At 59.9% G+C, this 24,085-nt stretch carries 24 protein-coding genes; 10 read left to right on the top strand and 14 right to left on the bottom strand.

All coding sequences use genetic code 11. From position 1 onward, the window contains the following. The first annotated feature begins 204 nt into the window (after positions 1-204). From hflK (J4D25_RS25255) to cfaB, 5 genes are all read left to right on the top strand, one after another. Positions 205-2,163: a protease modulator HflK gene (gene hflK / locus J4D25_RS25255; RefSeq protein ID WP_057716536.1), complete on the top strand. Its 1,959-nt coding sequence runs from the start codon at positions 205-207 to the stop codon at positions 2,161-2,163. After that, positions 2,160-3,197, top strand: a complete 1,038-nt coding sequence (hflC, locus tag J4D25_RS25250) for a protease modulator HflC (protein ID WP_057712678.1) — start codon at positions 2,160-2,162, stop codon at positions 3,195-3,197. Before hflK (J4D25_RS25255) ends, hflC begins: the two co-directional genes overlap by 4 nt. Continuing rightward, positions 3,194-4,252 carry a protease modulator HflK gene (gene hflK, locus J4D25_RS25245; RefSeq protein ID WP_057712679.1) on the top strand — a complete coding sequence of 353 codons (1,059 nt, stop codon included), beginning with the start codon at positions 3,194-3,196 and terminating at the stop codon, positions 4,250-4,252. The genes hflC and hflK (J4D25_RS25245) overlap by 4 nt, the downstream gene beginning before the upstream one ends. After that, positions 4,249-6,159 (top strand): cation-translocating P-type ATPase, encoded by a 1,911-nt coding sequence (locus J4D25_RS25240; protein ID WP_057712680.1) that lies wholly within the window; start codon positions 4,249-4,251, stop codon positions 6,157-6,159. Before hflK (J4D25_RS25245) ends, J4D25_RS25240 begins: the two co-directional genes overlap by 4 nt. 220 nt (positions 6,160-6,379) lie before the next feature. After that, a complete protein-coding gene (gene cfaB, locus J4D25_RS25235) occupies positions 6,380-7,564 on the top strand; it encodes a C17 cyclopropane fatty acid synthase CfaB (RefSeq protein ID WP_057712681.1) in 1,185 nt (394 codons plus the stop codon). Here the strand turns inward: cfaB and cls are convergent. Further along, a complete protein-coding gene (cls, locus tag J4D25_RS25230; protein ID WP_057712682.1) occupies positions 7,561-9,000 on the bottom strand; it encodes a cardiolipin synthase in 1,440 nt (479 codons plus the stop codon). The two genes, cfaB and cls, sit on opposite strands and share 4 nt — an antisense overlap. A gap of 132 nt (positions 9,001-9,132) precedes the next feature. Between cls and J4D25_RS25225 the strand changes: the two genes are divergently transcribed. Further along, the gene (locus J4D25_RS25225; protein WP_057712683.1) at positions 9,133-9,654 is read left to right on the top strand and encodes a DUF3617 domain-containing protein; all 522 of its coding nucleotides are present in this window, start codon (positions 9,133-9,135) and stop codon (positions 9,652-9,654) included. 89 nt (positions 9,655-9,743) lie between these two features. On the opposite strand, the gene J4D25_RS25220 is transcribed toward J4D25_RS25225, so the two are convergent. The 7 genes from J4D25_RS25220 to J4D25_RS25190 form a co-directional block, all read right to left on the bottom strand. Next, positions 9,744-10,631, bottom strand: a complete 888-nt coding sequence (locus J4D25_RS25220; protein ID WP_057712684.1) for a His/Gly/Thr/Pro-type tRNA ligase C-terminal domain-containing protein — start codon at positions 10,629-10,631, stop codon at positions 9,744-9,746. A 194-nt stretch (positions 10,632-10,825) separates the two neighbouring features. After that, positions 10,826-11,386 (bottom strand): carbonate dehydratase, encoded by a 561-nt coding sequence (locus tag J4D25_RS25215; protein ID WP_057712685.1) that lies wholly within the window; start codon positions 11,384-11,386, stop codon positions 10,826-10,828. After that, entirely contained in the window at positions 11,383-12,258 is an 876-nt protein-coding gene (locus tag J4D25_RS25210) for a metal ABC transporter substrate-binding protein (protein ID WP_057712686.1), read from the bottom strand. Before J4D25_RS25210 ends, J4D25_RS25215 begins: the two co-directional genes overlap by 4 nt. An 11-nt stretch (positions 12,259-12,269) precedes the next feature. Further along, positions 12,270-13,136, bottom strand: coding sequence for a metal ABC transporter permease (locus tag J4D25_RS25205; RefSeq protein ID WP_057712687.1), 867 nt, complete (start codon positions 13,134-13,136; stop codon positions 12,270-12,272). Further along, the gene (locus tag J4D25_RS25200; RefSeq protein WP_057712688.1) at positions 13,136-13,804 is read right to left on the bottom strand and encodes a metal ABC transporter ATP-binding protein; all 669 of its coding nucleotides are present in this window, start codon (positions 13,802-13,804) and stop codon (positions 13,136-13,138) included. Before J4D25_RS25200 ends, J4D25_RS25205 begins: the two co-directional genes overlap by 1 nt. Beyond that, entirely contained in the window at positions 13,801-14,697 is an 897-nt protein-coding gene (folE2, locus tag J4D25_RS25195; RefSeq protein WP_057712689.1) for a GTP cyclohydrolase FolE2, read from the bottom strand. The genes J4D25_RS25200 and folE2 overlap by 4 nt, the downstream gene beginning before the upstream one ends. A 135-nt stretch (positions 14,698-14,832) precedes the next feature. Next, on the bottom strand, positions 14,833-15,210 hold the full coding sequence (locus J4D25_RS25190; RefSeq protein WP_057712690.1) for a hypothetical protein: 378 nt from the start codon (positions 15,208-15,210) through the stop codon (positions 14,833-14,835). Between the two features lie 142 nt (positions 15,211-15,352). Between J4D25_RS25190 and zigA the strand changes: the two genes are divergently transcribed. Continuing rightward, a complete protein-coding gene (zigA, locus tag J4D25_RS25185; protein WP_057712691.1) occupies positions 15,353-16,558 on the top strand; it encodes a zinc metallochaperone GTPase ZigA in 1,206 nt (401 codons plus the stop codon). 15 nt (positions 16,559-16,573) lie between these two features. On the opposite strand, the gene J4D25_RS25180 is transcribed toward zigA, so the two are convergent. Further along, complete coding sequence (locus tag J4D25_RS25180; protein WP_057712692.1) at positions 16,574-16,930, bottom strand: hypothetical protein; 357 nt, start codon at positions 16,928-16,930, stop codon at positions 16,574-16,576. Between the two features lie 27 nt (positions 16,931-16,957). Between J4D25_RS25180 and J4D25_RS25175 the strand changes: the two genes are divergently transcribed. Then, the gene (locus J4D25_RS25175) at positions 16,958-17,929 is read left to right on the top strand and encodes a GTP-binding protein (protein WP_057712693.1); all 972 of its coding nucleotides are present in this window, start codon (positions 16,958-16,960) and stop codon (positions 17,927-17,929) included. 4 nt (positions 17,930-17,933) lie between these two features. Here J4D25_RS25175 and J4D25_RS25170 read toward each other — a convergent pair whose 3' ends face one another. After that, positions 17,934-18,347, bottom strand: coding sequence for a DUF3301 domain-containing protein (locus tag J4D25_RS25170; RefSeq protein ID WP_057712694.1), 414 nt, complete (start codon positions 18,345-18,347; stop codon positions 17,934-17,936). A 119-nt stretch (positions 18,348-18,466) separates the two neighbouring features. On the opposite strand from J4D25_RS25170, the gene pdxY reads away from it, so the two are divergent. After that, complete coding sequence (gene pdxY / locus J4D25_RS25165; protein ID WP_057712695.1) at positions 18,467-19,339, top strand: pyridoxal kinase PdxY; 873 nt, start codon at positions 18,467-18,469, stop codon at positions 19,337-19,339. Positions 19,340-19,465: 126 nt separating this feature from the next. Here the strand turns inward: pdxY and J4D25_RS25160 are convergent, their stop codons facing one another. Further along, a complete protein-coding gene (locus J4D25_RS25160; protein ID WP_057712696.1) occupies positions 19,466-19,948 on the bottom strand; it encodes an acyl-CoA thioesterase in 483 nt (160 codons plus the stop codon). Positions 19,949-20,234: 286 nt separating this feature from the next. Between J4D25_RS25160 and J4D25_RS25155 the strand changes: the two genes are divergently transcribed. Then, positions 20,235-21,998: a cation:proton antiporter gene (locus J4D25_RS25155; protein WP_057712697.1), complete on the top strand. Its 1,764-nt coding sequence runs from the start codon at positions 20,235-20,237 to the stop codon at positions 21,996-21,998. 22 nt (positions 21,999-22,020) lie between these two features. On the opposite strand, the gene J4D25_RS25150 is transcribed toward J4D25_RS25155, so the two are convergent. The 3 genes from J4D25_RS25150 to J4D25_RS25140 all read right to left on the bottom strand — a co-directional run bounded on the left by J4D25_RS25150 (position 22,021) and on the right by J4D25_RS25140 (position 24,065). Then, on the bottom strand, positions 22,021-22,428 hold the full coding sequence (locus tag J4D25_RS25150; protein WP_003187120.1) for an SMI1/KNR4 family protein: 408 nt from the start codon (positions 22,426-22,428) through the stop codon (positions 22,021-22,023). Positions 22,429-22,566: 138 nt separating this feature from the next. Further along, positions 22,567-23,445 carry a Tim44 domain-containing protein gene (locus J4D25_RS25145; RefSeq protein WP_057712698.1) on the bottom strand — a complete coding sequence of 293 codons (879 nt, stop codon included), beginning with the start codon at positions 23,443-23,445 and terminating at the stop codon, positions 22,567-22,569. 179 nt (positions 23,446-23,624) lie between these two features. Continuing rightward, positions 23,625-24,065, bottom strand: coding sequence for an EamA family transporter (locus J4D25_RS25140; protein ID WP_057712699.1), 441 nt, complete (start codon positions 24,063-24,065; stop codon positions 23,625-23,627). Positions 24,066-24,085: the final 20 nt, after the last annotated feature.

The raw sequence follows: 24,085 nt of genomic DNA, 5'->3' as shown, positions 1-24,085 counted from the left end.
CTGGATCGAATGGGGAAGGGATGGGTAAAAGTAGTTCCTGAGTAAAATTACGAACGTAATATGTGCGTTCTGTCGCATTTCGGTCAAGGCTTCAGCCAAGTGACAGGTTGGGCATCTTTAGATAGCGCGCTCGAGTACGAAAATTTCACCATTTTCGTTATATCGTAACGAATTGCCATGCAAGCGAAGACACTCTGGGGTGGTATGCAAGTCGATCTCGATGTTGATGAAACGCCGTTAGCCGGGTTGCCGCGCTTTCAGCAGGCGTTCATTCAAGGGCGGCGTTTGCGCCAGTTCGCCATCGGTGCGGGCGTGCTCGCGACGGTAGGTGTGCTGCTGGCGTTTTTTGCCGGGCTGTTTGCATCGCAAACACTGTGGCCGGCGTTGCTGCTGAACCTGAGCGCGGCGTTTGTCGTGTTGATGGCGGGTTTGCAATCGGCCTGGTGGGTGGCCCAGTGGCGTGCTCGCGCCATGAACCCCGTGGGGAAGGTGATTGCTGTCGACGAATCTGTCGCGCCTTCGGGGTGGTATGAGCGTTTGCTGGACCGGATCAGCCTGCAATCGCAGCACCTGCTAGGGCAAATCGGCGCGCCAACGCTGTGGCTTGGTGGCTGGGGATTGTTGGCGGTATTGGGCGTCGAACAGGCCTGGAACCTCACATTGCCCCCGACAGCACTGGGGCTGGCAGCCACTGTCGGGGCAGCGTGCTTCTTGCTGTTGGCGTTCGGCCTGTTGGTGATGGAGCGTCATCTGGCGCAGGAAAACACCGCGCAATGGCCTGAAGCCGCTACGTTGGCGCAATTGATCCGTGTGGTGATCATCAGCCTGGCGCTCGGTGCTTTTTGCCTGTTGTTTGCCGATGAAACCTCGGTATGGCCCGTACGCCTGGCGGTGTTGATTGGACTGCTGCCGGGGCTGGTGGCGGCAGAACTGTTGCTGCGCGCGGTGTTGTCATTGTTCAGCCCGCGCCGTGAACGTCTTGAGCCAGAGCTACTGGCGCGCAGTTTTATCGCTGACATGTTGCGCTGGCCACCACAGCCATTGCTGGCGTTACAGCACGAATTGCATAACCGCTTCGGCATCGATCTGCGGCAGATCTGGGCCTTCAGTTACATGCGTCGGGCCTTCCTGCCGGTGTTGGCGGTGGTTGCACTTGTTGGCTGGTCGCTGACCGGCATTCACGAAATTGCCCTGCAAGAGCGTGGCATCTACGAACGATTCGGTAAGCCAGTGGAGGTGTTTGGCCCAGGTTTGCATATGGGGTTGCCTTGGCCATTGGGCCGGGTGTTGAGCGTCGAGAATGGCGTGGTACACGAGTTGGCCACCAGTGTTGGCGAAACCACGGCCCCTGATCAGGCAGACCCCGCTGAAGGCCCGGCCCCGGCAGTTGCCAATCGTCTGTGGGACGCCAGCCACGTGAACGACAAATCCCAGGTGATCGCCAGCAGCCGAGCCGACAAGCAGAGCTTTCAGATCGTCAACATGGACGTGCGCTTCGTCTATCGCATTGGTTTGAGCGATGAGGCGGCGTTGGCTGCGACCTATAACAGTGCCGATGTACCGATGTTGATTCGCAGCTCCGCCAGCCGAATCCTGGTTCACGACTTCGCCTCGCGCACCCTCGACGGATTGCTTGGCGAGGACAGGGTAGGGCTGGCTGAAGAGATCGGCCGCGCGGTTCAGGCGGACCTGCAAAAACTCGACAGCGGCGTGGAAATTCTCGCCACGGTGGTCGAGGCGATTCACCCTCCGGCCGGTGCAGCCAATGCCTATCACGGCGTGCAAGCGGCGCAGATTGGCGCGCAAGCCTTGATCGCCCGTGAACGTGGCGCCGCTGCCGAAGCTACCAATCAGGCGCAGTTGCAGGCCAGCATCGCCCGCGATCAGGCGACGGCCAGCGCCCGCGAAATCAATGCCGGCGCCCAGGCAGCGGACCTGAAATTCAACGCCGAACAAAAAGCCTATGCCAGCGCCGGTCAGGCCTTTGTGCTGGAACAGTATTTCAGTCAGTTGTCCCAGGGTTTGGCCAATGCCAAGTTGCTGGTTCTCGATCATCGTCTGGGCGGCAGCAGCAATGCGCCGACCATCGACCTCCGTACGTTCACGCTGCCGGTTGACCCTGCGCCGTCGCGTAAAACCGCTCAGCCAGGAGCTGCCAATTGAGCCAGTCCCATACTCACGATCACGATGACCACGCCGGCCACGATCACGGCCATGGCGGGCACCATCACCACGGCCATCATCATCACGGCGATCCGCAGGAGGCCGGTCCATTCCCATGGCGTCGGATGGGGTGGGCGGCATTGCTGGTGGCGTTTGCGGTCGCTGCCGCGAGCTTGGTGCAGGTGCGCTCGGGTGAGGCCACGGTGATCACGCGCTTCGGCAACCCCTCACGGATCTTGCTGGAGCCGGGACTGGGCTGGCGCTGGCCGGCACCGTTCGAAGCAGCGATCCCTGTGGATCTGCGGCTGCGTACCACGTCCAGCGGTTTGCAGGATGTCGGCACACGGGACGGTCTGCGCATCATCGTTCAGGCCTACGTGGCGTGGCAGGTGCAGGGTGATCCGGACAATGTGCAACGTTTCATGCGGGCGGTGCAGAACCAGCCCGATGAAGCCGCGCGGCAGATTCGCACCTTTGTCGGCTCCGCGCTGGAAACCACCGCCAGCAGTTTTGATCTGGCGAACCTGGTCAATACAGATGCCAGCCAGGTACGCATCGCCGATTTCGAAACACAACTGCGCAAGCAAATAGATCAGCAGTTGCTCACCACTTATGGTGTGCGCGTGTTGCAGGTCGGTATCGAGCGATTGACGCTGCCTTCGGTGACGCTCACCGCGACGGTCGACCGGATGCGTGCCGAGCGCGAAACCATCGCTACTGAGCGCACGGCCATCGGCAAGCGTGAAGCCGCGCAAATTCGTTCCGCCGCCGAGCGTGATGCGCGAATTGTGCAGGCCGATGCCACGGTGAAAGCAGCAGATATCGAAGCGCAATCGCGCGTCGAAGCGGCGCAGATTTATGGCCGCGCCTACGCGCAATCGCCGCAGCTCTACAACCTGCTGCGCTCGCTCGACACCTTGGGCACGGTGGTGACGCCAGGAACCAAGCTGATTCTGCGTACCGACGCCGCACCGTTCCGGGTGTTGGTTGACGGTCCGCCGAGCTTCGACAACAAGTCCGGATCGCAGCCATGAGTTTGGTTCCACGTGGAACAAATGAGTTGAGCAGCCCCTGGATTCAGGCCGGGCGCTTGGCGTTTCTCGCCCTCTACGCGGTGACGGTGTTGGCGGCGTTGGCGTGGGCGTTTTCCAATGTGCGGCAGATTGATCCGCAGAATCGCGCAGTGGTTTTGCATTTCGGCGCGCTGGATCGCATTCAGAATGCCGGGCTGTTATTGGCCTGGCCACAACCGTTCGAGCAGGTGAATTTGTTGCCGGCGGCGGATCGGGTGATCGAGCGCCGAGTGGAAGGCTTGTTGCGCAGTGGTGCCGCGATGCAGGCAGATCGCGTGGCCAGTTTTGCCACGCCCATCAGCGATGCCCTCGCAGGCTCCGGCTATCTGTTAACGGGTGATGCCGGTGTGGTGCAACTGGATGTGCGGGTTTTCTACAAAGTCACCGAGCCCTATACGTTCGTGCTTCAGGGCGAACACGTGTTGCCGGCACTGGATCGTCTGGTGACCCGCAGTGCGGTCGCGCTCACGGCCGCACGGGATCTGGACACTATCCTGGTCGCTCGCCCGGAATTGATCGGCGCTGATAGCCAGGCGGCGGAACGGCGCGAGCGCTTGCGTGGCGATCTGGTGCAGGGCATCAATCAACGGCTGGCCGAACTCACCGCAACGGGGCAGGGCTTGGGGATCGAAGTGGCGCGGGTCGATGTGCAATCGAGTCTGCCCAGCCCTGCGGTGAACGCTTTCAACGCGGTACTGACGGCCAGCCAGCAAGCCGATAAGGCCGTCGCCAATGCGCGCACCGAAGCCGAGAAGTTGACGCAGACCGCCAACGAGCAAGCCGACCGTACGCTACAAGTGGCCCATGCCCAGGCGAGCGAACGACTGGCCAAAGCCTCGGCAGATACCGCCACAGTATTGAGCCTGGCCAAGGCTCAGCAGCAGGGGACCGACCCGCAAATGCTGCTGCGCATTTATCGCGAGCGGATGCCGAAGATCCTCGGCCAGGCCGGCTCCGTCACGACGGTCGACCCTAAAGACGATTCCCGCCTGATCATTCAGGGAGCTGCACAATGACCGCTCAAACCGCCGCCGTACCGAGCCTGTTGTCATCGGCCGAACAGCGCCGCGCCGCGCGCCAGTTGACCCTGGCCATGCTCGCGTTGGGCCTGCTCGCGCTGGGCTTGATCTGGCGTTGGCTGGCGCCGGAGCAGACTGGTGTCAGTCAACTGCTGCTGGGTTTTGCTTCGTTGCTGGTCGCCGTTCCGGTCATGCGTTCAGGCTGGTACAGCCTGCGTTATCCAAGCCTGCACGGCATCACCGATCAATTGATCGCCCTGGCCATGCTGGGTGCCTGGGCCACCGGGGATCTGCTGACGGCGGCCCTGTTGCCGATCATCATGATCTTTGGCCACGTGCTGGAAGAGCGTAGCGTGATCGGTTCCCAGGAGGCGATTCACGCCCTCGGCAAACTGACCCGCAGCCACGCGCGCAAGGTTCAGGCGGACGGCTCCATCATCGAAGTCGACAACGGCACGCTCAAGGCGGGCGACCTGGTCGAGGTCCGCGCCGGGGACAGGGTGCCCGCGGATGGCCGGGTGTTGTCCGGCCAGGCCAGCCTGGACACCGCCTCCATTACCGGCGAATCGGTACCGATGGAGGCGGGCGTCGGCATGTCGGTGTTCGGCGGCGCGATCAACCTCGACGGTCTGCTACGGATCGAAGTGACCCGCACCGGCCAGGAATCGACCCTCGGCAAAGTCATCGCCCTGATGCAAAACGCCGAGCGCTCGAAACCGCCGATCACTCGTCTGCTGGAGCGTTACGCGGGCAGCTATATGGTGCTGGTGTTGCTGCTGGCGGCGGTGACCTGGTTCATCACCAACAACGCTCAAGCGATGCTCGCGGTGTTGGTGGCGGCCTGTCCTTGTGCGCTGGTGTTGTCGGCGCCGGCCACGGCGATTGCCGGGGTGGCGGTAGCGGCACGCCACGGGATTCTGATTCGCAGTTCTGCGTTCCTTGAAGAGTTGGCGGACCTGACTTCGCTGGTGGTCGACAAGACCGGGACGCTGACCTTCGGCACCTTGCGCCTGCAATCCATCGACAGTCCGCTGGAGGATCGCAGTCATGTATTGAAGCTCGCCGCCAGCCTTGGCTCGGCCAGCAGTCATCCGGTCAGTCGTGCTCTCGCGGGGTTGGTGACCCAGGAGCATTTCCTGCTGCTTACTGACATCCATGAGCGCCAGGGCCTGGGCGTGGTGGCGATGACCGGGCAGGGCGAAGCGGCGCTCGGCCGGCCGGAGCTGTTCGCGCAACTGGGCATCAGTACAACGGAGGTTCCCGATCACGACGGTCCGATTGCCGGGCTGGCGCTCAACGGTGAATTTCTCGCCTGGCTGTTGTTGGCCGACAGCGTCAAACCCGAGGCGCAATTTGCCTTGGGTGAGTTGCGCGACCTCGGGTTGGGTCGCCAGTTGTTGCTCACCGGTGACCGGCACAGCGTCGCTCAAACGCTCGCCCGGGATGTCGGGATCAGTGATGTCGAAGCGCAGGCCCTGCCCGAAGACAAACTGAAGCGTGTGCTCAAGGAAATCGACAGCGGTTTCCGGCCGATGGTGGTCGGCGATGGGATCAACGATTCCCTGGCCCTCAAGGCTGGCGTGGTGGGTGTCGCCATGGGCGCGGGCGGTGCGGACATCGCCTTGGCATCGGCGGATATCGTGCTGATCGGCAGTGACCTGCGCCGCCTCGGTACTTGCGTGCGCCTGAGTCGTCAGTGCCGCCAAACGTTACAGGTGAATGTGATCATCGGGCTAGGCTGGACCCTGGCGATCGTGGCCTTCGCCGCGTTCGGCTGGCTTGGCGCTGCCGGGGCGATGATTGCGGCGTTGCTGCACAACCTCAGCACCTTGCTGGTGTTGGGCAATGCCGGTCGTTTGCTGCGGTTCCAGGAGCCACTGCTCAAGCTCAAGGATGAAGCCTGAAGGCGAATGCTCTAAACCGGGTAATCACGGGGGGCTTCAACTTTTTAGAACTGTGCGCCCGGTTCGTAGTCTTTGAAGATGAGGGCACATCATTTTGTGCGTTCGCGGCGGCCGGTTCTGGCGTCGCGAATCATTGAAAACGGCTATTAATTCGATAGCCAGCTATTTTTCTAAGATGGTCTACCCTCTGTTTAGACGTCTGAAACAAGGGGGCTTCTCCATGCTCGCGCATCTTCCACCGGCCTTACAGAATCTGCAATTACCGCTTCGCCTGAGACTCTGGGATGGCCATGAATTCAATCTGGGGCCGACGCCCAGTGTCACGATTGTGGTCAAGGACCCACAAATGGTCACCCAGTTTACCCATCCAAGCCTGGACGCCCTTGGTGCTGCATTTGTCGAAGGCAAACTTGAGCTTGAAGGCTCCATCAGCGATGTGATCCGCGTCTGCGATGAATGGAGCCAGGCGTTGCTGGATGAAGGCGACGACAATCAGCCGGTTCGTAACGCCCACGACAAAGAGATGGACGCCAAGGCGATTTCCTACCACTACGACCTTTCCAACGCGTTCTATCAGCTGTGGCTCGACAGCGACATGGCATATTCCTGCGCCTATTTCGAGACCGGCAGCGAATCCCTGGAACAGGCCCAGCAAGCCAAGTTCCGTCATTTGTGCCGCAAGCTGCGCCTGCAGCCCGGCGAGTATCTGCTGGATGTGGGTTGTGGTTGGGGCGGATTGGCGCGTTTTGCTGCGCGAGAATTTGGCGCGAAAGTGTTCGGCATCACCCTCAGCAAGGAGCAGTTGGCCCTGGCCCGGGAGCGCGTAAAAGCGGAGGGCCTGGAGGACCTGGTCGAACTGCAACTGCTCGACTATCGCGATCTGCCGCAGGATGGCCGTTTCGACAAAGTGGTCAGCGTCGGCATGTTCGAACACGTCGGTCACGCCAATCTTGCCGAGTACTGCAAGACCCTGTTCGGCGCGGTGAAAGACGGTGGCCTGGTGATGAACCACGGGATCACCGCCAAATACACCGATGGCCGTCCGGTGGGACGCGGTGCCGGTGAATTCATTGGAAAATATGTGTTCCCCAACGGCGAGCTGCCGCACCTGTCGATGATCTCTGCCGAGATCAGTGAGGCAGGGCTGGAAATCGTCGACGTCGAGAGCTTGCGTCTGCACTACGCACGTACGCTCGATCACTGGAGCGAACGCCTGGAGGACAACCTTGAAGCGGCCTCCAGACTCGTACCGGAACAAGCCCTGCGTATCTGGCGACTGTACCTGGCCGGTTGCGCTTACGCGTTTGCCCGGGGCTGGATCAACCTGCACCAGATTCTCGCGGTGAAGGCCCACGCCGATGGCAGTCATGAACTGCCATGGACCCGTGACGATATCTACCTCTAGAGAACCGGCGAAATAAGCCGGGCGACCCGCATGCCGACCTGCTGCAGGCGGTGAGTCTCCCGGCCTTCTCCTTTGGCGATTTCGTGGGCGTTGGCGAAATCATCGTTGAGCATCTGTTCCACCTCTGCGGCAAAGGCGCTGTCGACGGTCAGCAACATTACTTCGAAATTCAGCCGGAACGAACGGTTGTCCAGGTTGGCGCTGCCGATGGCGCTGATTTCGTAGTCGATCAACACCACTTTCTGGTGCAGGAAACCGGGCTCGTAACGGAACACCCGAACACCGGCGCGCACGGCTTCGAAGGCGTAGAGGCTGGAGGCGGCGTAGACGATTCGATGGTCGGGTCGAGACGGCAACAGCAGCCGCACATCCACACCCCGCAGGACCGCCAGACGCAACGCTGCGAATACGGCTTCATCGGGGATGAAGTACGGGCTGGTGATCCAGATCCGTTCCGTCGCTGCATGGATCGCTTCGACAAAGAACAGAGAACAGGTTTCGTAGGCGTCTGCCGGCCCGCTGGCGAGCAACTGGCACAGCACGCCGTCTTCCGGATAAACCTCGGGCAGGATCAGTGGCGGCAGGGCATGAGCCACCCAGAACCAGTCTTCAGCGAAAGACTCCTGCATGCACGCCACCACTGGCCCGCGCACTTGCACGTGGGTATCGCGCCAAGGGGCCAGGGGCGGTTTCTCGCCCATGTATTCATCACCGACGTTGTGCCCGCCAACGAAGCCGAGAATGCCGTCCACCACCACAATTTTGCGATGGTTACGGAAGTTCACCTGAAAGCGATTGAACCAGCCATTACGAGGGCCAAAAGCCTTGACCTCGACCCCGCCATCACGCAAGGCCTGCACGTAGCCGTTGGATAGGGAATGGCTGCCGATTCGGTCATACAACAGATAGATCGCTACGCCTTCGGCGGCTTTCTTCAACAGCAAAGTCTGCAGGCGTTGGCCGAGGCGGTCGTCGTGGACGATGAAAAACTGGATCAGCACGGCTTCTTTCGCCTGGCCGATGGCATCGAAAATGGCCTCGAACGTAGACTGGCCGTTGATCAACAGCCGCATCTGGTTATTGGCCAGGCAGGGCATGTGTCCGAGCTTGGGCATCGCTCTGAGCGAGGCGTAGGCAGAAGAAGCGCGGGCGGTGAGGGCTTCTTCTACCCAGGGCCGCCAGTTGAGTTCGGAAACAGCCTTGCGCATCTCGTCGTTGGCCTGCCGCCGGGCCTTGATGTAGCCATCAAAGGTGCTGCGGCCGAACATCAGGTAAGGGATCAGCGTCAGGTAAGGGATGAAAAACAGCGACAGGGCCCAGGCGATCGAGCCTTGGGCGGTACGGACGGTCAACACGGCGTGTATGGCCGCAATCATGCCCAGCGAGTGCAACAGGGCGATGGTATAACCGAAAATATGTGGTCCGAAGTAATCCATGGGGGCTGCCTTGCTCCTGAAGATTCAGTGCTTAACAGACCATGTTCCGTGCAGAATGTCGCTAATTAATTCGACCATGAACCGAAGCCCGCGGCTGACGTCTAACGGCCACTACTGATCAGGAGTTACTCGATGAACGTTCGTCTGCTGGGTTTGGCCATGGCACTGGGTTTGGCACTTCCTGTGGCGGCTCACGCGCAAATGCTGCAACCAGGATTGTGGGAGCTGACCACGAGCAACATGAAGGTCGACGAGCAGAATATGCCGGACCTGCAATTGATCCTCGGCCAGATCCAGAACCAGATGACTCCCGAGCAGCGTGCGCAGCTGGAAAAGCAGGGCATCACCATGGGCGGTAAAGGGATCCGGGCGTGCCTGACCCCTGAACAGGTCAAGACCGACAACATTCCGCTGACCGATCCGCAGTCGGGCTGCAAACAGGAAATCACCGACCGCTCCGGCAATCAGTGGAAATTCCGTTTCAGCTGCCCGAAAGCCCAGGGAGCCGGCGTGGCGACGTTCCTCAGTGATCGTGAATTCACCACCAAGGTCAACGGGACGTTCAACGCCACCGGCATTCAGCAGAAGGGCAGCCTCGAGTCCCGCGCCGTCTGGTTGGGGCAGGATTGCGGCACGGTAAAGCCAAGAGCTTAAAAAGCTTCGCGAGCAGGCTCGCTCCCACATCGGTTATGTGTCGAACACAAATCACCTGTGGGAGCGAGCCTGCTCGCGAAAGCGTCCATTCAACCGCCCTGAATCCCCGGCCGACTTAACCACTCACACGCCGCCTCGACAGCCATCCGGCCAAAATCCTCCCCCGTGCGACTGCGCACACTGACGAACCCCCCAGCCTGTTCCATTTCGCCAACCACGACCAGGAACGGCACGGTCTGGCTGTGCTGACGAATCTTGTAGCGGACCTTTTCGTTTCGCAGGTCGGCCTTTGCATGCACGCCTTTTTGGCGCAAGGACTCGGTCACCGCTTGTGCATAAGTCGCCTGGCGTTCATCCATGCTCACGACGACCACATGGGGTGGAACGCGCCAGTGTTGCAGCTCCTGATGGCTGGACCAGCAGGTGCCGTAGATCCGTTGTTGCAACGTGCCGCTGATGTGATCGAGGGCAAACGCCTGCAAGACTTTGGTGGTTGGGACGTGCGGTCCATGGCTCTGGTACTCGGCGTCCCCCAGACGGTACAGCGACACGGCTTCGCGCGCCGGCCGACGACGGATCGAGTGATTGGTTGCTGCCAATGACTGCATGCGCGCTTCGATTAGAGGCAGGTCTGCGGGGGTCAGCGGTTGCTCGACTGCAAACTCGTAATAGAAACCGTCACCCAGTTCCTTTCCCGCACGCAATTGCGCATGAGGGTGGAGTTGCTTGACCGCCATGGCCAGCATCAATGCACAGGAGCGACGCAGGATCTCCAGGCCGTCCGGCTCCCGGGGGGTGACAATGCTGACCCGGGCATCCGCCTCGATCAGGTATTCGCAGTCCACCAGTACACCATTGACCCTTCCCGCGACGGCCGCGATGGCCAGTTCGGGGCCGATGCTGGCGGCCACCTCGTGCACGGACAGCGGCTGGTCGTACTCACGCAATGAACCATCGGGCAGGGTGATCTGGATCATGGTCGGCGTACTCTGGTGCTTCTAACGAGCGTTATCGCATAAACCGTAGGGGTGCTTCATTAAGACGTTTGTCATGCCAGGCAATTTGTCCTGACACGATGGCTGGTTCTGGCCGCCAGTGTGCTGATCGGCAAAATCTGTTCCGCGACCGGTTCCAGCAACGCGGGCATTGCGAATCAGCACGCTACTCATGCTCAGAACTCGTTTTGCAGGGCTTTGTAGCCGCGTACCAGGTCGACGTTGGTGCGCGCCACATCTTCGGAAAATTCCGAAGCACTGACGCTCACCGGCGGGTATTGCGAGAGGTCGGTGTTTGGGCCGATCCGCGTGGTGGAAGGTACGTAGAAAGCTTCAGGCAGGTCACGACCATCGACCACCGAGTTGTGCCGCACCACGCAACCGTCGCCGACCACGCAGTTGAACAGCACGCTGTTGAAGCCGATGAACACTCGATTGCCCACGGTGCAGGGGCCATGCACGATCGAGCGGTGGGCGATGGAACTGAACTCGCCAATGGTCACCGCCGCACCGGATTTGGAATGGATCACCACGCCGTCCTGGATGTTCGAGTTGGCGCCGATGGTGATCGGCTGCATGTCGCCCGAGTCATCGACTTCGTCAGCACGTATCACCGCGTAGGGGCCGACGAACACGTTCTCCCCGATCACCACTTTGCCGCAGATGATTGCCGTCTTGTCGACGTAGGCCGATTCGGCAATCAGCGGTAAATCTCCAGAGGGGTTCTTGCGGATCATGGCTTGCTCAGCGCGTTGTAAAGGGTGTTGAGGTTGTACTCGAACAACCCTGTGAAGGTGCTGGCCGGACCACTCGCCGCCAGGGCATCGGAGTACAGCGTGCCGCCGATCTGCGCGCCGCTTTCATCTGCGATCTGCTTGAGCAGGCGGGCGTCCTTGATGTTTTCCATGAACACCGCCTTTACCTTGGCCTGACGAATCTGGGTAATCAGTGCGGCCACTTCGGCGGCTGAAGGCTCGCGCTCGGTTGAGAGTCCTTGAGGCGCCATGAACTCGATGCCGTAGGCTTGGCCGAGATAACCGAAGGCATCATGGGACGTCACGACCTTGCGGTTGCCCGGTGGCAGTGAGCCGAGTTTGGCCTTGGCTTCGGCGAGCAGGGCGTAGACCTGTTTCAGGTACAGCTGGCTGTTGCGCTCATAGTCGGCGGTGTTCGCCGGGTCAGCGGCGATCAGCGCTTTGGTGATGTTGGTGATGTACAGCTCGGTGTTCGCCAGGTTATGCCAGGCGTGCGGGTCGGGAACGGTTTCGCCGTCTTCATCCAGGCTACGGGGTATGACACCGTGGCTTGCGCTGATGACCGGCGCCCGAGTCTCCGTGCTCGTCACCAGGCGATCCAGCCAGGGCTCGAAACCCAGGCCGTTCTTGATGATGAGCCTGGCCTTGAGCAGCGCTTTGGCGTCGTCCGGTGTCGGCTCGTACGTGTGCGCATCCGCGTCCGGGCCGACCATGTTGGTGATCTGGATGTGATCCTTGCCGACCTGCCGGGTCATGTCGGCGAGGATGCTGAAGCTGGTGACCACCTGAAGTTTTTCGGCGGCGGACAGTGACATCGACACCATCAAGCTGAACAGCACAAGTAAAGCGCGCATCGGTTAACACCTCATTGGGATGTGAGCAAAGGCGGGCGGCGCAGTAAGCCGTGCACCGGCCCAAACACCACGGACAACAGATATCCACCGCCGGCCACCAGCACGATTGCCGGGCCACTGGGCAGCGAGTAATAGAACGAGATCAATAAACCGAGCCATACCGAGAGGCTGCCGAGCACGGCGGCGACGACGATCAGTATTGGCAGGCGGCGACTCCAGAAACGTGCCGCGGCGGCAGGCAACATCATCAGGCCGACTACCATCAACGCGCCGATCGCCTGGAAGCCGATGACCAGATTCAACACCACCAGCGTCAGGAATACGCCGTGGGCCAGTGGGCCGAGACGGCTGACGGTATGCAGAAAAAGCGGGTCGAGGGTGTCGAGCAGCAGTGGTTTGTAGATCAGTGCCATGGCCATCAGGCTCAGGCCCGAGACCCAAAGCATGCCGGTCAAGGTCGGGCCGTCGACTGCCAGCGCGGAACCAAACAGCAGGTGCAACAGGTCCAGGCGTTTGCCGGCGATGCCGAGAATCAGCACGCCACCGGCCAGGGAAATCGGGTAGATCGCCGCAAGGCTGGCGTCCTCTCGCAGGCCGGTGCGTCGCGTAATCCAGGCTGCGAGGCCTGCCATGCTCAGACCCGCGCCGAGGCCACCGATGGTCAACGCAGGGAGGCTCAATCCGGCAAACCAGAAACCTAACGCCGCACCGGGGAGGATGCCGTGGGCGACGGCATCACCGATCAGGCTCATGCGTCTGAGGATCAGAAATACCCCCAGGGGCGCCGTGCTGCATGCCAAGACCAATCCACCGAGAAGCGCTCGGCGCATGAACACGAATTCGTGGAACGGTTGCCAGAGATGCGCGGCAGCGATCATCAGGCCACCTGCGATTGAGGTTGTTGGCGGATCAGTTCGGCGCTCGGACCGAATACACAACCGTTGCTTTTGATCAGCAATGTATGTGGGATGTGCTCGCGAACAGCGGCGAGGTCATGGCACACGACCACCAGCGTCCGGCCGTCGAGGTGCCAATCGTGTATGTGTTTCCAGAGTAATGCCTGACCGAGTTCATCGAGGGCCGCGTGGGGTTCATCGAGCAACAGCACGGGTGCGTCTGTCAGGCTCAATCGGGCGAGCAGGGCGCGTTGCAATTCGCCACCGGAAAGGGCCATCAAGGGTCGATCTTCCAGGCCATTCAGGCACCAGTTTTCGAGGACGGTTGCCAGTCGTTGGCTACGGATTACCGGTGATTGTTTGTTGCCCCAGAAACCGGCGGCGACCAATGCCTGAAGGCTGATCGGAAATTGCCTGTCCAAGTGTTGTTGCTGGGGCAGGAACGACACACCGCCCTTGAGTGGAACATCCAGTCGAACCTTTCCGGCCAACGGTTTTTGCAGGCCGGCGATGACCTTCAGCAGGCTGCTTTTCCCGGAGCCGTTCGCACCGATGATGGCAGTCAGGCTGCCCTTCGACAGTTCGAAGTCCAGCGCTGGCGTCAGTGGCTGCCCCGGTGCGCCCCAGCGCAAGGCGTGGCAACCGATCATGCGACCTCCCAGTTGAAACGGCTTTCGGCTACGGCGTCGTGGGCGTGCAGGCTTTCGGCGTGGATCACACGAATGTGGAAGGCGTTAATGCCCGTGGAGCGCTTCAGGGCCAGATTCAAGCGGCGTGCGGCGTCCTCACAGAACATCAGGTTCTGACCATTGGCGAGGGCGAAGGCCTGTTCGTCGGCGCGTTTTACCGCTGTTTGAACGGCTGTGCCGAGTGCGGCTTCAGCGTCACTGATGACGGCAATCAGAGGCAACTCGTCCAAAAAATCAGCCAGCCGTACGCGCAACTTTGCGCTGCTGCGTTGGCTATGAGGTGTGGCGACGATGCCATTCGTGGAGCCGAGCCACGCTAAAACGTCGGCGTGTTGCAGTGGCTTGTTGGTGAAATCATCGACGAACTGCTGCTGAATCAACTGTCGAGAAAGAGCAGCAGAACACGGGCAGGTTGAGGAATAAGGCACCTCGATTTTTAGTTCCACGTGGAACATTGCGTTTTTCAAACGTGCTTCGATGCTGATCGGATAGCTTTTCCAGCCCGCCAATGGACTGATTAGCGCGGGCCTTTTCAGCAACAAATCGGCGTGAAGGGTCAAGTGGGCGCTGCTGGACAGCCCTTCATGGCTCTCAAGAAAACGCTGCAAAACCCGCCGCAATAAAGCCGCTGAAAGGCTTTCCTGTTCCAACAATTCAAGTGCGAGATAGAGCCGTGACATGTGAATGCCACGCGCGTTGCCATCGTCGAGGCTCACGCCGGCATCGGCCTTTGCATTCAGTCGTTGGCCCTCAAACAAAACTGGAAGAGCAATGCCGCACATGCCCACCCACTCCAGTGGCAGGGCTTGGCGTGAGGCCTGCGCGGCGATATCCGGCAGAGTCAGCGCATTCATGAGCAGGTCCATCGTGGGAGTTGATTTATAATGTTATATCATAACAACAAAATCGACGATGCCTTTTTCATGAACAGGTTTTCATCATGCACAGACGTCATTTGCCTGGCAGCAAGAGCAGAAAAACAAGCCGGCCTAACAGCCAGCGATCCGGCTGCAGGTGAACCTGGCGCTGCTGCCGCCGGAGCTGGAAAACCGGTTGATCGTGGTCCAGCCGACGCGCCGGTTGTAGCCAACCCAGGTCTCGCCGTCGGAAGCGATACCGGTGAAAAACGTAAGCTGGCCGTAGCGGCTGTTGGTCTGTGCCCAATAGCGTTTTCCGGCCGCTTCGAAACCCCGCAAATAGATCGTGCTTCCGGCGGTATTGACGCTGTAGGCGTTGCCATCCGCATCCACGCAGGCCAGCAGGTTGGCGCTGCGAGTGCACTTGGCCAGGCTCGGGACCTGTGCCATCGCGTCGGCAGCCACCAGCAGGGACAGCATGATCAATACGGGTTTAAGGGCGTTGCGCATGGGCTTTCTCACGAGGGTAGCGGCGTTCAGCATCCTGTCGTTTGCCCTGCTGAGCAAGAGGGGATGGTTTATTGATGTTGTTACAGTATAACATTGTGTAAGCCCGACACAGCGACCGGGCATCCCTGTGAGGAATATGCAGATGTCCAATCGACTCCCCGTGACCGTTCTCTCCGGCTTTCTTGGTGCCGGAAAAAGTACACTTCTTAATTACATACTACGTAATCGCGATGGCTTGCGAGTTGCAGTCATCGTCAACGATATGAGCGAAATCAACGTCGATGGCACCGAAGTCCAGCGCGATGTCAGCCTTAATCGGGCTGAAGAACGGTTGGTGGAAATGAGTAATGGGTGTATTTGCTGTACGTTACGTGAAGATTTGCTGGAGGAGGTGAGCCAACTCGCCAGGGAGGGTCGCTTCGACTATCTGCTGATCGAGTCCACCGGTATTTCCGAACCGCTGCCGGTGGCGGAAACCTTCACCTTCCGCGATGAAAACGGCCAGAGCCTCAACGACATCGCACGTCTGGACACCATGGTCACGGTGGTCGATGGCATGAACTTCCTGCTCGATTACCAGGCTGCCGAAAGCCTGGCTTCCCGAGGAGAAACCTTAGGGGAGGAAGACGAACGTTCGATTACCGATCTGTTGATTGAGCAGGTCGAGTTCGCCGATGTGATTTTGCTCAGCAAGATCGACTTGATCAGCAGCTACCAGCGTGAGGAGTTGATCGCCATACTTGAACGGCTCAACGCCAGGGCGGAAATCATTGCGATGTCGATGGGTGAAATCCCCTTGAACAAGATTCTCAACACCGGTCGTTTTGACTTCGAAAAGGCTGCCCAGGCACCGGGATGGTTGCAGGAGCTGCGCGGCGAACATGTGCCGGAAACCGAAGAGTACGGCATTGCTTCCAGTGCTTACCGGGCTCGCCGACCGTTCCATCCACAGCGTTTCTTCAACTTCATCGACGGTCCTTGGGACAACGGCAAACTGCTGCGCTCCAAGGGCTTTTTCTGGCTGGCGAGCAAGCACATGGATGCCGGCAGCTGGTCTCAGGCCGGTGGTTTGATGCGCTACGGCTTCGCCGGACGCTGGTGGCGTTTCGTACCGAAAAACCAATGGCCGCAAGACGAAGAAAGTACCGCCGGGATCATGAAAAACTGGACCGCTGACAGCGGGGACTGTCGTCAGGAACTGGTTTTCATCGGCCAGAACATCGACTTCACGCAGCTTGCGGCCGAGCTGGACGCATGCCTGCTGACCGATGAGGAAATGGCGCTGGGCGCAGAGGGCTGGCATTTGCTGCCTGATCCATTCGGCCCTTGGTACGAAGAGGCTGCCTGATCCTCTGCTGGCGCTTCAGGGCCTGAGCCAGCTGCCCTGGCTCTGGGCCTCGCAGTACGGCTGCAAATACGCCGCGTCGGTGGCAACACCGTAATAGTGAATATCCTGTCGGTAGGGCATATTGGCGACTTGGGCGTTGCTGCAGATTCCAAATGCGCCGCCGGGACATTGATCGACATACTGCACGTCGACTTTCTGCCCAGCCAGGTTCGGTTGGCAGAAACCATCGGCGAAGAGTTTTGGCGGGATGTTGCGGTTCTGCTGGCAAACCTGGACATCAAGTCGCTCGCCCTGGCTATGAACCACACAAGCCTGGGCCAGCGTTTCGCTTGAAACGAGTGCCAGGAGCAACGCCAAGCCAATCAACCGCATCCACCACCTCCTCAGAAATCATCAACCATGCTGCAAAATATCCCCACCCATGTCATTGCCGGCCCCTTGGGTGCCGGCAAGACCAGCCTGATCAAGCACCTGCTGGCTCAGCGCCCGGCTGGCGAGCGGTGGGCGGTGTTGATCAACGAGTTTGGCCAGATCGGTCTCGACGCTGCGCTACTGACCCAGGACGCCGATGGTATCGCACTGGGGGAAGTGGCCGGGGGCTGCTTGTGTTGCGTCAACGGTGCGCCGTTTCAGATTGGTCTTGGGCGCTTGTTGCGCAAGGCACAACCGGATCGGCTGTTCATCGAACCCTCGGGGCTGGGGCATCCGGCGCAGTTGCTCAGGCAATTGAGCGAAGCGCCGTGGCAAGGCGTGTTGGCTGTCCAGCCTTGTGTGCTGGTGTTGGATGCCCAGTCGCTCGCCGCGGGCAAACCGCTGCCGGATGTTCAACAGCAAGCGCTGGGCCATGCGGGATTATTACTGTTGAACAAGTCTGAAGGGCTCGAAGAAGAAAGCCGCCAGCGAATCACCGGGCAATTGCCGCCGCTCCCTCTGCGCTGGACGCAACAGGCGGCTTTACCCTTGAGCGAGTTGCCGGGGCTGCATGCCAAAGCGCTGGCAGGTGTGGATAACTTCGTCTTGCCCAGGGGGTTGGCGCAGCTGCCGGCGGTCTGGAGTGATCCCGCGTTGCCCATTTGCTTGAGTCAGGAACAGGACGGAGGCTGGAGTATCGGATGGCGTTGGCACCCAAGCCAGGTGTTTGATGCCGCTCTGGTTGGCCAGTGGCTTGACTGCCTTGGCTGGATGCGGGCGAAGCTGGTTATCCACAGCGCCCACGGATGGGTCTCGGCGAACGCTGTGGATAACTCGGTGCTGGACTGGCAGCCCAGTGAATGGCGGCAGGATTCGCGTATCGAGCTGATTTTCAGTGAAACGCAGAATGCAGAACGACTGCAGCGTGAGCTGGCAGCATGTCGATCCGGATCGGGTTAATGACTCAAGGTCGCCACTTGGTGTGTTCCTGACGCCACTGGCTCAGCTCGATCACTTCCGCGCGAGGTTTCGCCACTTCGACCACCGGTTCGGTTTCGTCGAACGGGACCGGGTAGGGCGCCAGCTCAATCTGTGCGCTGTGAGCGCCGAACTGGGTGATGGTACCGTTGTGGCGGGTTTCGCCCGTCACGGTGAACTCGAAGTTATACACACGGGCCAGGCGTCGCCGACCACTGGCATCCCTGATGAACGCGATTCTTTTCAAGGCCACGTTGCCGTCGAGCAATTCGATCCCGAGTTTGCCGCAATGCTGCTTGACCCGCTCCAGCGCGCGCTCGCGCAAGCCGTGGTTGTGCCATAGCCATGCGCCGGCAGTGGCGAACAGCATCAGCACGAATATATTTCCAAGGGTCAGCATCAACAGGGTGCTCCAACAAGATAGTGTCAGCTTAACTGTGTCGCTGGTCTGTCGTACAGGCTGCGTTTAGTCGCATACTGCGCGGCTAGAATTTCAATCGTTTTACGGAAATCCACCGCATGAAACGTACACCGCATTTGCTCGCTATCCAGTCCCACGTGGTATTCGGTCACGCCGGCAACAGTGCCGCGGTTTTCCCGATGCAACGGGTCGGGGTGAATGTCTGGCCGCTCAACACCGTGCAGTTCTCCAATCACACCCAGTACGGTCAGTGGGCCGGTGAAGTGTTGGCGCCGCACCAGATACCTGACCTGGTCGAAGGCATCGCGGCGATTGGCGAGCTGGGCAACTGCGATGCGGTGCTCTCCGGTTACCTCGGCAGTGCGGCCCAGGGCCGGGCGATCCTGACGGGGGTGGAGCGGATCAAGTCGATGAACCCCAAGGCGCTGTACCTGTGTGACCCGGTCATGGGGCATCCGGAGAAGGGCTGCAGTGTTCCGGCGGAGGTCAGTGATTTTCTGCTGGAGGAGGCCGCCGCCGTGGCGGACTTCATGTGCCCGAACCAGCTGGAGCTGGACAGCTTCTCCGGACGCAAGCCGCAGTCGCTGTTCGATTGCCTGGCAATGGCGCGTGCATTGTTGGTGCGCGGTCCGAAAGCGGTGCTGGTCAAGCATCTGGACTACCCAGGCAAGTCTGCTGAGGTCTTCGAGATGCTGCTGGTGACGGCCGAAGGCAGCTGGCATTTGCAGCGCCCGTTGCTGGCGTTCCCGCGTCAGCCGGTGGGCGTGGGCGATTTGACGTCCGGCCTGTTTCTGGCGCGTGTGCTGCTGGGCGACAGCCTGGTGGCCGCGTTCGAGTTCACGGCATCGGCGGTGCATGAAGTGCTGCTGGAAACCCAGGCTTGTGCCAGCTACGAGTTGGAACTGGTTCGGGCTCAGGACCGGATTGCCCATCCGCGGGTGCGGTTCGAGGCGACCTCGATCAGCCTTTGATTCTGCGTTGCCCCCATTCGCGAGCAGGCTCCCACATTTGATCTTCGGTATTGCATAGATCCAGTGTGGGAGCGGGCTTGCTCGCGAATGGCTATCTAACGAACACCATCAGCCTGACAGACCAGCTCAGGCGTCGCCCTTGATTTCCTGATAGCGCTTTTCCAGCTCCTGACGAATCTGCCGACGCTGCTGGGCCTGCATATAGCGGCGCTTGTCTTCGCTGTTCTGCGGTTGCAGCGGTGGTACCGATGCAGGTTTACGCTGCTCATCCACCGCGACCATGGTGAAGAAGCAACTGTTGGTATGGCGCACCGAGCGTTCGCGGATGTTCTCGGTCACCACTTTGATGCCCACCTCCATGGAGGTGTTGCCGGTGTAGTTGACCGAGGCCAGGAAGGTCACCAGTTCGCCGACATGGATCGGCTCACGGAAAATAACCTGATCCACCGACAAGGTCACCACATAGCGGCCGGCATAACGGCTGGCGCAGGCGTAGGCCACTTCGTCGAGGTATTTGAGCAGGGTGCCGCCGTGAACATTGCCAGAGAAATTGGCCATGTCGGGGGTCATCAATACCGTCATCGACAGCTGGGCGTTTCCGGGTTCCATAGCATTCTCACGGGTCAAGGCCAGGTTTGAGGGATGCACCTCTGCGGGTGCCTCGGCGGTTTTTTTCAAACCAACAGTTATCGGGACGCCGGGTGTCGGGTCGCCGTCACGCCGGATCGATCTGTTTCCATATATTGCACCGCCTTTCTGCCAGAAGTCGCGGTGTTACCCTGCAAAAGCCCCGCCTCAAGGGCATTTCCTACGTGCAATTCCGATTTTTGTTCTGCTCGATCAGACTTTTCCTGCGTCCGGGGATCGAGCAATACCACCCAGGGAGTCTCACGCCATGCATGCCATCAGTTTCATTCAGGATCTGGCAGTGATCATGTTGATCGCAGGCGTGGTCACCGTGGTCTTCCATCGCCTGAAACAACCGGTGGTACTGGGATACATCGTCGCCGGTTTCATCATTGGCCCGCACACCCCGCCATTCGGCCTGATCCACGACGAAGAAACCATCAAGACCCTGGCCGAGCTCGGTGTGATATTCCTGATGTTCTGCCTGGGCCTGGAGTTCAGCCTGCGCAAGTTGTTCAAGGTCGGTGCCACGGCATTCATCGCGGCATTCCTGGAAATCGTGCTGATGATCTGGATCGGCTACGAGATCGGTCGCTGGTTCGACTGGAACACCATGGATTCACTGTTCCTCGGCGCGATCCTGGCGATTTCCTCGACCACCATCATCGTCAAGGCGCTCAATGATCTGAAGCTGAAGAACGAGCGGTTTGCCCAGTTGATATTCGGAGTGCTGATCGTCGAAGACATTCTGGGCATCGGCATCATCGCGTTGCTGTCCAGCATCGCGGTCAGCGGTACGGTCAGCTCCGGCGAAGTGTTTTCCACGGTCGGCAAGCTGTCGCTGTTCATGATCGTCGCCTTGGTCATTGGCATCCTGATGGTGCCGCGGTTGCTGGCCTACGTCGCCAGATTCGAAAGCAACGAAATGCTGCTGATCACGGTGCTGGGCCTGTGTTTTGGTTTCTGCCTGCTGGTGGTCAAGCTTGAATACAGCATGGTCCTCGGTGCATTCCTGATCGGCGCGATCATGGCGGAATCCCGGCAACTGTTGAAAATCGAGCGCTTGATTGAACCGGTTCGCGATCTTTTCAGTGCGATTTTCTTTGTGGCCATCGGGCTGATGCTCGATCCGGCGATCCTGCTTCAGTACGCCTGGCCAATCGCGGTAATCACCGTAGCCGTGGTGCTCGGCAAGATGTTGTCCTGCGGCCTTGGTGCATTTATCGCCGGCAATGACGGACGTACATCGCTGCGAGTCGGGATGGGTCTTTCACAGATTGGCGAATTCTCTTTCATCATCGCGGCACTGGGCATGACGTTGCAGGTCACCAGTAACTTTTTATACCCCGTGGCTGTGGCGGTTTCGGTGATCACGACCTTGCTGACGCCTTATCTGATCCGTGCGGCCGATCCATTGTCGATCAAGCTCGCAAGCGCGATGCCAGAACGTTTGGGGCGGGTGCTGGGGATGTATGGCGAATGGCTGCGCAGCATCCAGCCGCAGGGTGAGGGCGCGTTACTGGCATCCATGATTCGCAGGATATTGCTGCAGGTGGGCGTCAATCTGGCGCTGGTGATCGCGATCTTCTTCTCGGGCGCGTACTTCGCCGAACGCATGTCGGCTTACCTGCAAGGCTGGATCAGCGATCCGAGCTGGCAAAAGGCGTTGATCTGGGGCGGAGCGCTGTTGTTATCGCTGCCTTTTTTGATTGCGGCGTACCGCAAGCTAAAGGCGTTGTCGATGTTGCTCGCGGAAATGGGCGTGAAACCGGAGATGGCCGGGCGCCACACGCAGCGAGTGCGCCGGGTGATCGCCGAAGTGATCCCGATCCTGTCGCTGCTGGTGATCTTTTTTCTGCTGGCAGCCTTGTCGGCCAGTATTCTGCCGACCAACAAGTTGCTGGTACTGATCGCCGTGGTCGCGGCCGCCGTGGCGGCGCTGCTGTGGCGCTGGTTCATTCGTGTGCATACGCGGATGCAGGTGGCGTTGCTGGAAACCCTCGACAATCACAAGGAGTCGTCCGGGCATTGACCACCCCGCGGCGTTGACTGGATCAACTTTCCAGCCAGACGTCCCGTGCCCAGTGCCAAACCGACTCCCAGGTCTCTTCGGCGATCAGTTCTTCTTCGGCCTGCCAAAGCACCACGGTGCCGTCTTCTTCGACACAATAGTAGTCATCACCGTCCTGGCAGATCGGGATCAGGCTGCGATCGACGCCGGCGTCCCAAGCGTTGGCGGCAACGTCGGGCAGGTAGGTGTGGGATTGCGGGTCGGTCACGGTGACCGGTTCCAGGCTGCCGTAGACCACATCGCTGACGGTCAGCAGAAACTCTCTGAAGACGAACGGAATGTCGATGAACAGTTGTTCTTCGATTTCGACCAGCAGGTCTTCGTCGGGCAACTCCAAGGGGACCGGTACCGGTTCGTTGGCTTCACGCAGTTGTTCGATGATTTCTTCCACGTCCGGGATCCTCTTGCTTGTATGGCGCGGTTTATATGGGGCGGTTTATACAGTAGCTTGCTATAGATGCAACCGCGAAATAGAAAACCCCGGCCTGGGCCGGGGTTTTGTTTACAACAAGTGAAACGCGGAGGGTGATCAGCCGTTCTGGCGGATACCGGCCACCAGCCAAGGCTGGTTTTCGCCCTGTGCACGTTCCATGTTCCAGCTTTCGCTGAAGACTTCGCCCTGGTCGAAACGCGAGGTTTTCGACAGGCCAGTGAAGGTCAGGGTGGCGATGGTCTTGTCGGCGCGATCGTCCACACCGTCCAGCTGTACATTGAGGTTATCGATGTAGGTGGACTGGAAGCCGTCGCCCAGGTCAGCACGTTCACGCTTGAGGAACTCCAGCATTTGCGGGGTCACGAACTCGGCGATCTTGTCCATTTCGTTGGCGTCCCAGTGCTGTTGCAGGGACTGGAAGTGATTGCGTGCCGCTTCGACGAAGTTTCCTTCGTTGAACCAGGCTGGCGCGTTGATCACCGGGCGAGCGGCAACAGGCGCTGCCGAACCACCGAAGATCGAACCGCCGGCAGGCTTTTGTTCGAACGCCTCACGTTGCATCGGCGCGTGGCCGGCCGGAGCGTACTGCTCCTGCTGCTTGCGACGACGGGCGGCGATAAAGCGGAAGACCAGGAACGCAATGACGGCCATGATCAGGATGTCGAAGATCTGCATGCCCTGGAAGCCGTCACCCATGAACATGGATGCGAGCAGGCCACCGGCCGCGATACCGGCCAGTGGGCCGAGCCAGCGCGAAGCGCCACCGGCCTTGGCAGCAGCGCCAGCGGCACCGGCAGCACCAGCGGTCGCCGCAGCGCCGCCCATGCCTGGAGAAGAAGGAGCCATCTGGCTGGTCTGGTGAGTCGGCGCAGCGCCTGCGCTTTTGCCACCACCGAAGCGCTTGGCGGCATTGACGTCGAGACTCATCGTCAGGCCGATGCACAACGCCATGGCGATGCTAAGAAAACGTTTCATAAAGGGAATTCCCATTTGTGGAAGGCACGCGCGCCATGTTGCACAGGTGAAGTGTTGCTGGCTAGCGGCAGAGTGTTTCGGGCTTTTGCCTGACAGGTCGTGTTCAGCTCCAGTCCGTGCAATAAGGCCTTTTGACTTTGATCTGTCAGATGAGTGGACAGGGCTTGTAGGACGCTTGCCTAGCGTCGCAGGGCAAGCATGACCACTCCGGCGGTGATCAGGCCTATTCCGCCCCATTGGCGCAAGTCGAGTTTTTCACCCAGCAGGACAACGCCAAGGACAGCCACCAGCACCACGCTGAGTTTGTCCACTGGAGCAACCAGTGACGCCGGACCGACCTTGAGTGCGCGGAAATAGCAGATCCACGATGCACCGGTGGCAAGGCCCGACAACATCAGGAACAGGTAGCTCTTCGCAGAGATCGATCCCAAGGACTGATATTGGCCCGTGGCGTACAAAATCAAGGCCAGGCTGACCAATACCACCATCGTACGCAGCAGGGTGGCGAAGTCGGAGTTGACGTTTTCGATGCCGACTTTCGCGAAAATGGCGGTCATTGCCGCGAATGCCGCGGATAACAGGGCCCAGAATGTCCAGGAGGAAAAAAAGCCTGAGCCCATGTGTTTGCGCCTCCAGGATC

Origin of the sequence: Pseudomonas sp. GW456-L13, assembly GCF_017350115.1 — a bacterium.
GTDB lineage: Bacteria > Pseudomonadota > Gammaproteobacteria > Pseudomonadales > Pseudomonadaceae > Aquipseudomonas > Aquipseudomonas jessenii.
The sequence above is the reverse complement of the archived record's forward strand: the minus strand, read 5'-3'. Positions and strand labels throughout refer to the sequence as shown.